The 9,755-nt window shown below is 61.7% G+C and carries 9 protein-coding genes and 2 pseudogenes; 6 read left to right on the forward strand and 5 right to left on the reverse strand.

All coding sequences use genetic code 11. The features are described from left to right. The 4 genes from DDF70_RS33810 to DDF70_RS33825 all read left to right on the forward strand — a co-directional run. The coding region (locus DDF70_RS33810) for an ABC transporter ATP-binding protein (protein ID WP_114943260.1) at positions 1–549 on the forward strand (549 nt) is incomplete at its 5' end. 28 nt (positions 550–577) lie between these two features. Beyond that, a complete protein-coding gene (locus tag DDF70_RS33815; protein WP_205772587.1) occupies positions 578–1,777 on the forward strand; it encodes a Tm-1-like ATP-binding domain-containing protein in 1,200 nt (399 codons plus the stop codon). A gap of 1 nt (position 1,778) precedes the next feature. Further along, on the forward strand, positions 1,779–2,609 hold the full coding sequence (locus tag DDF70_RS33820) for a phosphoenolpyruvate hydrolase family protein (protein WP_114948955.1): 831 nt from the start codon (positions 1,779–1,781) through the stop codon (positions 2,607–2,609). A 221-nt stretch (positions 2,610–2,830) separates the two neighbouring features. Continuing rightward, positions 2,831–3,271, forward strand: a complete 441-nt coding sequence (locus DDF70_RS33825; RefSeq protein WP_114948956.1) for an SRPBCC family protein — start codon at positions 2,831–2,833, stop codon at positions 3,269–3,271. 118 nt (positions 3,272–3,389) lie between these two features. On the opposite strand, the gene DDF70_RS33830 is transcribed toward DDF70_RS33825, so the two are convergent. Genes DDF70_RS33830 through DDF70_RS33840 form a run of 3 tightly spaced genes read right to left on the reverse strand, consistent with a single transcriptional unit; the run spans position 3,390 to position 6,883 of the window. Then, positions 3,390–5,189, reverse strand: a complete 1,800-nt coding sequence (locus DDF70_RS33830; protein WP_114948957.1) for a phosphoenolpyruvate hydrolase family protein — start codon at positions 5,187–5,189, stop codon at positions 3,390–3,392. After that, positions 5,189–6,253 (reverse strand): Gfo/Idh/MocA family protein, encoded by a 1,065-nt coding sequence (locus DDF70_RS33835; protein WP_114948958.1) that lies wholly within the window; start codon positions 6,251–6,253, stop codon positions 5,189–5,191. Before DDF70_RS33835 ends, DDF70_RS33830 begins: the two co-directional genes overlap by 1 nt. Beyond that, positions 6,254–6,883, reverse strand: a complete 630-nt coding sequence (locus DDF70_RS33840) for a cupin domain-containing protein (RefSeq protein ID WP_114948960.1) — start codon at positions 6,881–6,883, stop codon at positions 6,254–6,256. A gap of 117 nt (positions 6,884–7,000) precedes the next feature. Between DDF70_RS33840 and DDF70_RS33845 the strand changes: the two genes are divergently transcribed. Next, on the forward strand, positions 7,001–7,594 hold the full coding sequence (locus DDF70_RS33845) for a phosphoenolpyruvate hydrolase family protein (RefSeq protein ID WP_114948959.1): 594 nt from the start codon (positions 7,001–7,003) through the stop codon (positions 7,592–7,594). An 82-nt stretch (positions 7,595–7,676) separates the two neighbouring features. Here the strand turns inward: DDF70_RS33845 and DDF70_RS33850 are convergent. After that, positions 7,677–7,898: pseudogene (locus DDF70_RS33850) on the reverse strand (DDE-type integrase/transposase/recombinase); the annotation flags it as partial. Between the two features lie 118 nt (positions 7,899–8,016). Here DDF70_RS33850 and DDF70_RS33855 point away from each other — a divergent pair. Next, a complete protein-coding gene (locus DDF70_RS33855; protein WP_114948375.1) occupies positions 8,017–9,048 on the forward strand; it encodes an IS110 family RNA-guided transposase in 1,032 nt (343 codons plus the stop codon). 287 nt (positions 9,049–9,335) lie between these two features. Here the strand turns inward: DDF70_RS33855 and DDF70_RS33860 are convergent. Further along, a pseudogene (locus DDF70_RS33860) lies at positions 9,336–9,755 on the reverse strand (IS6 family transposase); the annotation flags it as partial.

The following is a 9,755-nucleotide window of genomic DNA, read 5'->3' on the forward strand; positions in this document are numbered from 1 at the left end:
GTGGCCATGCGCACCGAGATCAAGGCCCTGCACCAGCGCCTGAAGACCACCACCATCTACGTCACCCACGACCAGATCGAGGCCATGACCATGGCCGACAAGATCGTGGTCATGCACGACGGCGTGGTCGAGCAGGTCGGCGCGCCGCTCGAGCTCTACGACCGTCCGGCCAACCTGTTCGTGGCCGGCTTCATCGGCTCGCCGGCGATGAACTTCCTCAAGGGCCATCTGCAGGGCGGCCGGTTCGTGACCGCGAGCGGCATCACCCTGCCGGTGGCCAACGCCCCGGCGGCCTCGGACGGCCAGCCGATCATCTACGGCATCCGGCCCGAGCACTTCATGCTGGACGAGGCGAACGGGGTGCCGGCCGAGGTGGCGGTGGTCGAGCCGACCGGCTCGGAGACGCAGGTGTTCGCCAAGTTCGGCGGTTCGGACGTGGTCGGCGTGTTCCGCGAGCGCGTCGACGCGCAGCCGGGCCAGCAGATCCGCGTCACGCCCGATCCGCGCCTCGTCCACCTCTTCGACGAGCAGACCGGCAAACGTCTGTAGGCGTCGGAAGAAAGGGCGGAGCATGAGCCTGAAACGCATTTACATCGCAGGTACTTGCGACACGAAAGGAGACGAACTTGCTTATGTGAAGCAACTCGTGGAAGCCAATGCCCTGTTGGCCGTCCTGGTCGACGTGTCCACTGGCGAGCCGAGAACCGGCATTGCTGACGTTGGTGCCGCCGAGGTGGCAGCCTGTCATCCGCAGGGGGAGGCAGCTGTCTTCACGGGCGATCGCGGCCGCTCGGTGAGTGCGATGGCGCAGGCCTTTGAGCGTTTTCTTCAGTCACGCGACGACATTGCCGGTGTGGTCGGCCTTGGCGGCTCGTCGGGCACGGCGCTGATCACGCAGGGCATGCGAGCCCTGCCGATCGGGCTGCCGAAGCTGATGCTCTCGACCGTCGCCTCTGGCAACGTCGCATCTTACGTGGGGCCGAGCGACATCTGCATGATGTACTCGGTGACCGACGTGGCGGGGCTCAACCGCATCTCGCGGATGATTCTGGCCAACGCCGCGCATGCTATTGCGGGCATGGCGAACGCTCCAGTCGAGATGGAAGACGACAAGCCGGCACTCGGCCTGACCATGTTCGGCGTGACGACCCCCTGCGTTACGCAGATCGTTGACCGCCTCAAGTCCCGCTATGATTGCCTCGTCTTTCATGCGACCGGAACCGGTGGCCAATCCATGGAAAAGCTTGCCGATTCTTATCTGGTAGACGGCATTCTGGACATCACGACTACTGAGGTCTGCGACCTCCTGATGGGCGGGATCTTTCCCTGCACCGAGGACCGGTTCGGCGCCGTCGAGCGGACACGGCTTCCCTACGTCGGCTCCTGCGGCGCCCTCGACATGGTGAATTTTGCCGGCCGAGAGACAATTCCCGCCCGTTACCAGGATCGAAACCTGTATGAGCATAATCCGCAGATCACCCTGATGCGGACGGGGCCGGACGAGAATGCGCGCATGGGTCGCTGGATCGGCGAGAAGCTCAATGCATGCGAAGGCCCAGTATGCTTTCTGATCCCCGAAGGAGGCGTATCGGCGCTGGATGCACCCGGGAAGCCATTCTGGGATCCTGAGGCCAATGCGGCCCTGTTCAGCGTTCTTGAGAGCACTCTCCGCGTGACCCCCAACAGGGTTTTGCGCCGCCTTCCCTATCACATCAACAGCCCGGAATTCGCAGAAGCAGCAGTTGCAGCATTCCGGGGCATTGCATCCGAGGCATAAGATGGCACGTATCGAACGGGCAACATTGCTAAAGCGTTTCCACACCATGGTCCAGGCAGGCGTGCCGATCATCGGGGGCGGAGCGGGAACGGGTCTGTCGGCCAAGTGCGAAGAGGCAGGCGGCATCGACCTTATCGTCATCTACAATTCCGGCCGCTATCGCATGGCTGGTCGGGGCTCCCTCGCGGGCGTTCTCGCCTACGGCAATGCCAACGATATCGTGATGGAAATGGCCCGCGAGGTCCTGCCCGTGGTCTCGCACACGCCGGTTCTGGCCGGCGTTAACGGCACGGACCCATTCTGCAACTTCGATCACTTCCTGGACCAAGTGAAGGCAGTCGGATTCTCGGGTATTCAGAATTTCCCGACAGTCGGCCTCATCGACGGCGTGTTCCGCTCCAATCTGGAGGAGACGGGTATGAGCTATGACCTGGAGGTGGACGTGGTGCGCCTTGCCCGAAGCAAGGATCTTCTGACGACGCCATATGTCTTCGATATCGACCAGGCCCGCATGATGGCTAAGGCCGGCGCCGACATCATCGTTGCTCATATGGGCCTCACGACCGGCGGCTCGATCGGCGCCGAGACGGCCATGACCCTCGACGAGGCGGTGAATCGGGTTTCGGAGATCGCTCAGGCGGCTCTCTCGGTGAGGGATGACATCATCGTGCTCTGTCATGGTGGCCCGATCGCAGCCCCGGAGGACGCGGCGCTGATCCTGGATCGCTGTCGGCAATGCCATGGATTCTACGGCGCCAGCAGCATGGAACGCCTGCCGACGGAAACCGCCCTGGTCGAGCAGACACGCCGCTTCAAGAAGATCCGTCGCTAGAGCATCGGACGTGAGAAGTGGATATGCACTTTCGAGATCGAGCCTATGCCTCCCTTTTAATGAGCGCATTGTGCCATGCGAGCAGGCATGATGGAACTGAACTCGGCTTTGCGGCCATGCGACGCAGAGAAAAATCCTGTAGTGGAGACCGAGACCAAAGACTCGGTCTCCACTTGAGCCGGATCGCGGCATAATCAAATACGACGATAAGGAGGATAACAGTGGCACGAGTTTACGTCAGCGGGATCATCGATGCTCCAGTCGACAAGGTCTGGGCCTTTGCGCGCGACTTCAACGGTCACGGCGAATGGCACCCACTTATTGCCGAGAGCGTCATCGAGGACGGACGTCCGAGCGATCAGGTCGGCTGCATCCGCAACTTCAACCTGACGAACGGCAGCAACCTGCGGGAGCAGCTGCTTTCGTTTAGCGATCTCGACCGCTCCTTCACGTACAACATCCTCGTTTCTCCGATGCCGATCCAGAACTACGTCGCGACTTTCCATTGCCTGCCGTTAACGGAGGGCAACCAGACCTTCGTGGAATGGTATGCGAATTTCGATGTCTCGGAGGAGCACGAGGCACGAATCCGGCACCAAGTGGGACGCGATACGTTTGCCGCCGGCATCAAGGCGCTGGACGCAGCGGTCAAGAAGCGGTAAAGCGATCGGCATCGCGCGATCGTCCGGCACAATTGCATGCGGATTGGCCAGACCTCCCGCAATCTCGGCCGATGCATGGTTTGTTGCGAAGCATCGAGTCTACTTTCCGCTCCGTGCTTCAGTCGCTCTTCTTCAGCCCCGTGAGATCGTACTGGCACATCTTGTTGTAGAGCGTCTTGCGGGACACACCGAGGAATCGGGCCGTCGCACCGCGGCGAAAGCGATTGCGGCGGAGGCCGTCGAGAATCCAGTCCCGCTCCGAGGAGAATGCCGACAAGGGAGCTGCCTTTCTCGCCGGCACCAGGGCCTCGAGCTGCAGGGGCGATATGACATCGCCGGAAGCACTGAGGGCGGCGTTCTCGAGCACCGTCTGCAACTCGGCAATATCGCCCGGCCAGCCGTATTCGAGCAGCAGACGGTAAGCGCTGGGCTCGAGCGTTAGATTGGGCCGTCGCGTGCGCAGGCGGATCTTCGCAAGCGCGGTCTCGATCAGGACCGGGAGATCCTCCAAGCGCTCATTGAGCGGAGAGAGGATGATTGTCGCAAAGCCCGACTGTTCAAGGAAATTGCGGGTTGCGGCGGTATTCGGATGGGTGGGATTCATGATCCCAATCAGCCGCACATCGATCACCCGTGAGCTGTCGTCGCCGATGCGGCGCAGCCGTCCTGCCCGCACCACCTCGGCGAGCGCACGCTGGAGATCAGGGGTGAGCGTTTCCAGATCGTGAAGGAGAAGAGTGGCCTTGTGGCCGACCTCCAGCCATCCAAGCCTCGCCTTCGTCAGATCCGGCACGGCGCCCGGGATTCCACCGAAGAGTTCAAGCGCCTGAGCGGCTCCTGTCTTGCCACCCAGATTCACCAGAATCAGGTCGCGGTCGCGCCGGGCGCTCTCCGCATGCAGCGCTTCGGCGATCTCACGGCCACCGCTCTCAGGTCGAGCAACGATCAGAACCGGCAGGTCCGTAGTCTGCAAGCGGCTATAGATCGACTGCATCGCAGAGGCAGCGTCGGAGCGGCCGAGCAGAGGTATCGGCAAAGGGTTGCGGAAGCCACTATGCTCCAGCCGCTCGACACGATCGCGCAGACTCTCGATCGTCTTGAAGCTTGCGGTCACGATCTCGATCGCGGTCTCGAGCGGCACCCGGTCGATTGTGGAACCGCCGATATAGCCGTCGACCCGGGCGACACGGCAGAGCTCCTCAAGATGGCGTGGGCTGACGATCGGCCCGCCCTCGACCATGCACAAGGTCTGGGGCGAGATGGCACGGACACGGCGCACCACCGAGTCGACGTGGAGGGCCGCCTCCTCGATGCGGACCTCCGTCGACACCCCGACCACGCCGCCCTTGTTCCATCCGAGATCGATGTTGATGACATCGACTGGGATCGCGGCGGCGCGCTCCGCTTCGGCGGAAGTGTGGACATATGCGATGGTGGCCAAACCAGCTTCATGGGCGAGCGAGAGCATCTCAAGCTCGCGCGAGAAACCGAGGCCCGCATCCTCCAGCAACTCGCGGAACTCGGGGTCAACAAGGATCGCTGTCGGGAAATTGGTGACGCCGAAGAAGCCCTGCTCGATTACCCGGCCGACGATGTCGCGCAGATCCGCACGTGGATCGAAAACCGAAGCGCCGAAGAAGACAGGGACTGTAGCCCTCGGCAGGATTTCCCGGATGGCGAAATCCATCACGAAGCTGTTGCATTCGTGGATCGGCAGCATGGCGACTAGCGACGGCTCTCCCATGCTGCGGATTCGTCCGGCACTAAGGGCCAGGAGAAAGTCAGCCCCGCCACGAACGGCAAAGTTCGCCGCCATCCCGGTTCCAATCGCGGCCCCGACGAGAAAGCCGCTGCGATGCCCCGGGCGAATACTTGCCCGGAGCGCATTCTTGTCGACGCGGCTTCTCGGTTCATTCATCAGGAGTGACGGTATAAATAGTCTTGCACGTTCACGACACTTCCGGTTCTCTGACTCTCGATCGCCGAGAAAATCAACGCACTGGCCTGCACATTTGCCTCCACATGCGTCTCCATCTGCGGTCCGTCATCCAGCCAGTCGCAGAACCGCTCGATTAGCCAGGTGTTCAGCCACTTTGGCTGGGTCATCAGCTGGATCTTCTGTCCCTTGCCTTCCCGGCTGCGCTGTCGCACCAGCTTCTGGCGTTGGAACACCTCGATCTCGCGGTTGTTGAGGATAGCCGTTCCTTCCTCGCACTCAACGCGCACATATTCGTGGGACCAGTCGTTCATGCCGACCGCAGCGCTGGAAGAGCCCTCGTAGATGCCCCGCGCTCCGTTCTCGAACGTCATCACCACGATGCCGTCGGTATCGCCCGCGTATTCGGCCCAGCTCGGCTTCCATGTGGAGGCATAGAGCGTCTGGCAGCGAGCGCCGGCGAAATCGGCGACGAGGTCGAGATGGTGGACTGCGCCTTCGATCATCAGCGGGTCCTGCATCGTATGCCGGAACAGGGCCCCCCAGGCCATATGGGCCCGCAGATCCGCCATGTAGCGGCAGCTGACGGTATTGACCTTGCCGAGCTGTCCCGAGCGGATGATGGACCGGAGGGTGGTCTTGTCCTGATCAAAGCGATGGCTCATCGTGACGGCCATCTTGCGGCTGGCTGCCTTCACCTTGTTGGCAATGCGGACCGAGGCTCCCATCGTATCTGCAATCGGCTTCTCACACAGGATATCAACCCCGTGCGCGATGGCGATGTCGACGATACGCTCGTGGTAGTTCGGTGGCACCACGATCGTGCAGAAGTCGGCATCGTTCTCAGCGAAAGCCTTCTCCGGATCCGTATAGCAGCGGCTCTCGGGCAGACCGAGAAGGCGACGGCCTAAATCGAGGGCAGCTTCATCGACGTCCACAACGGCGACGACCTCGACCGTCTTGTCCGCGATGTTGGCAGACAGAAATTCCGAGCACCAGCGGCGGCCAAAGGTGCCGACGCCGACATGAATCACTCTTTTCGTCATTTATACTCTCTCCGGTTTCGGACGGGCTGCGCCGTGGGTGTGCTCCCACAGATGGCCGATGCGTTTCTCGCCCTCGAGGGTGGTCTCGAAGAAGACGGCCTTGATCGGCTCGGCGGCATTGGGAAAGTCATGGTGATGGCCCATGCCGATGGCCAGGCAATCACCTCTACGCATCGGGAAATGGTTTGAGCCGACGACGGCCTCTCCGGCACCGTCGAGCAGGATCCAGTACTCGTCGCAATCGTGGTAATGCGAGTCGACCGAGGTCCGTTTCTGATAGGGGACCGGATCACCCTTGTTGGTCCAATCGGGACTGTTCTGGACGCGGAACACGCCGCAACCGCCCAACTCGTCCTTCCAGTGGCCGATCAGCCGAACCGCCTGGGCGCCGTCGGACTTTCCGACAACCGTGTAGGCCTTGCCTGCGGGAACGTCCAGGAACTGTGCTTCCTTGAGGACTTGGGACCCGCCATTGACCTTGATCTGGCATGTCCCGTTGGTGACAAGGAGACGTTCACGACCTTTCTCCGGCGAACATGCGACCGTCTGGCCGATCCCGAGGTCGTAGATGTGGAAAGCAGAGAGTTCACACCAATGCGGTGGCGTCTCGCCGCTGCGAAATACAGTCACAAATTTCCTCCCTTCTTCGATCATGGCATGATCGCTTTTTTTGATTGTTACCCCATGAGCGGTCTAGGAAAAGGCCATTCTTCGTCCTAGGATGTGTAAAATTGGGTAGGCGTACCGATGGATGCTGCTCAGCCGACACTCCGCATTGCCTCGACATGGCCACCGCCTTGCGCGCGCCATGGACCCGAGACGACATGGATCTTCTGTCCATGGCTGCAGGGTCTGCCGCGAAGGACCAATCTATGGATCGCTTCACTCCCCATCCATGATGCCAACGCGGTTCTTCTCGATGCGATCGCGTCCGATGCGTTTCGCAATGCCTCTCTCAAACCCGCCTTTGTCGGTGTCTGCCTCGTCGATCCCTTTCGCCAGCTGAAGCATGTTTTCCGCACCCTCGCGGCGGCAGGAGTTGCAGGGGTGGTCAATCTGCCGACAACAGGCGCCTTCAGGGGATCGATGGCGCGGGCGCTTGACGATCTCGGAACGGGCGTCACCCACGAAATCGCGATGCTGGCGCTGGCACGCGATCAGGGTCTCCGGATCGGCGGTGTGGCAATGACACTCGAGACTGGAGCAAGGTTGATCGACAACGGCTGTGATTTTGTTCTCAATCTTAGATTTGGAGCAGGGACAGGAAACGAGGTCCAATCTGTCGTTTGCCGAGCTGGTCACCCAGAGTACATGGCTGCTGTCGACATTGAACTGAACTGACCAATTATCGACAATGTCAGCGTGGCGTTGTCACGTTAACTGCCGCCATACGCGCTGAGGCCGATTTGGCCGCATGGCAGCTTCAAGCGACGACGCTGGCCGCAGACTTCCATTCCGCCATGGCATTGAGGCGGTGGAGATTGGTGGCAGAGGCGGAGCGGCGGGAGCGGGGTGGAACGAAAAGATTGCGGACGGCCGAGAAGACATTCACAGACCGCTGCAGGTCCCTGGGCGATCGAAAGCCTTGCATCACCCGCTCGCGTCGGCGGAACGGCAGATGCGAATTCTCCGCCCGGTTGTTGAGATGGGGTATTCGGCCTGCCGCCGGAGCCCTCGATTCCCGGTGAGGTGCTGCACTGCAGGCGAATGGTACAACGAGGATCGTTCGCAGCGGCCTCAGGCCTCAGTGGGAGAAGCGCAGCATGAAACACTATGCGGGTTTGGATGTCTCGGTCAAAGAGACGTCGGTGTGCATCGTTGACGAGACGGGGAAGATCTGCCGTGAGATCAAGGTCGTCTCTCATCCCGATGACCTGCTGCAGCTTCTGCAAGACTCCGCCTGGCACCTCGAGCGGATTGGTCTCGAGGCGGGGCCGCTCTCGCAATGGCTCTTCGAGGGGCTCGCCTCAGCCGGACTTCCTGTCGTGTGCATCGAGACGCGCCACGCCAAAGCCTTCCTGAAGGCGCAGGTGAACAAGAGCGACCGCAATGATGCGCGCGGCATCGCCCAGATGATGCGGGTCAACCTGTTCCGACCGGTTCACGTCAAAACGCTCTCAAGCCAGAAGCGCCGGGCTCTGCTCACCGCCCGCAAACTCCTGCAGGAGAAAGCCCTTGCGGTCGAGAACGACATCCGCGGTCTGTTGCGCAATTTCGGGCTCAAAGTCGGGGCCGTCGGAACGGTTCGGTTCGAGGCGCGCATCCGTGAGCTCATCGAGAGCATGCCCGATTTGATCGAGGTCATCCAACCGCTGCTGCAGGCCCGTCGCGAGCTGCGCGAGCACTTTGCCACCCTGCACCGGAAGCTGCTGGCCCTGGTCCGCCATGATGAGGTATGCCGGCGCCTGATGACGGTTCCGGGAGTGGGGCCGGTGGTGTCCCTGGCGTTCGTGGCCACGATCGACACGCCGGCCCGCTTCCGGCGCTCCAAGGCGGTGGGGCCTGCCTTGGGGCTGACACCTGTCCTGCATCAGTCCGGGGAAAGCAACCGGGTCGGCCGGATCTCGTTGTGCGGCGATGCCATGATGCGAACGCTGCTGTTTGAGGCAGCTCAGATCATCCTGACCCGAGCCAGCCGCTGGTCCTGGCTGAAAGCCTGGGCCATGAAAGTGGCCCAGCGACGCGGGCGGGGAAAGGCGGTCATCGCGCTCGCCCGCCGGCTGGCGACCATTTTGCATCGGATCTGGTGTGATGGCACTGAGTTCCGGTGGACGCGGGAGGCTCAGGCGATGTAGGTGCGTCTGGCCGACGAAGACTGTCCGAGCCAGACAGAACGACAAGGTTCCGCCCCGAGGCGGAGAGCTGTCCCTCGCGGGACGATGAATGAAGCGAGTCCGCACAAAGGGATGTTGCTTGCGCCTCAGGCACAAAGGACGCTGTTGAGATCGTTCCGCTTCATTCGTCTGACCCTATAGTGGAAGAGCCGTTGCGCTGATTCCGGAGAGAAGCGAGAACCCGCGGGACAGTGATGTCATGGAGCCAAACAGATCGGAAGCGCTTGACTGAACCCGGCCGAATAGAGAAGCCCTTTGTGCGAGCGGTGTTCGACATCTGGCATGACCTGACGTCGGGCAGCAGCATAAGAACCGAGCTTATCGGTGATCATGCGCCGGGGCGGGCAGCCCTGCTTGCGCAAGAGACGCTTCAGCAAGCGTTTGGCCGCCTTGGTGTCGCGTCGGCTCTGGACGATCTCATCGAGCACATAGCCGTCCTGATCAACCGCCCGCCAGAGCCAATGCTTCTGGCCCGAGATCGTGACCACGACCTCATCGAGATGCCACACGTCGCGGCGGCTTGGGGTCTTGCGCCGGAGACGGCGCGCGTAGGCTGGTCCAAACTTCAGCGCCCAGCGGCGGACCGTCTCATAGGAGACGACGATGCCGCGCTCGAGCAGCATCTCCTCGACCAGCCGTAGGCTCAGAGGGAACCGAAAGTACAACCA

This window comes from Microvirga calopogonii, from assembly GCF_003347665.1.
Taxonomy (GTDB): domain Bacteria; phylum Pseudomonadota; class Alphaproteobacteria; order Rhizobiales; family Beijerinckiaceae; genus Microvirga; species Microvirga calopogonii.

Bases quoted from the DNA above. Each gene is read 5' to 3' on its own strand.
- DDF70_RS33820 (WP_114948955.1), top strand. From the start codon at position 1,779: ATGGCACGTATCGAACGGGCAACATTGCTAAAGCGTTTCCACACCATG.
- DDF70_RS33830 (WP_114948957.1), bottom strand. From the start codon at position 5,189: ATGAATGAACCGAGAAGCCGCGTCGACAAGAATGCGCTCCGGGCAAGT.
- DDF70_RS33835 (WP_114948958.1), bottom strand. From the start codon at position 6,253: ATGACGAAAAGAGTGATTCATGTCGGCGTCGGCACCTTTGGCCGCCGC.
- DDF70_RS33845 (WP_114948959.1), top strand. From the start codon at position 7,001: ATGGATGCTGCTCAGCCGACACTCCGCATTGCCTCGACATGGCCACCG.
- DDF70_RS33855 (WP_114948375.1), top strand. From the start codon at position 8,017: ATGAAACACTATGCGGGTTTGGATGTCTCGGTCAAAGAGACGTCGGTG.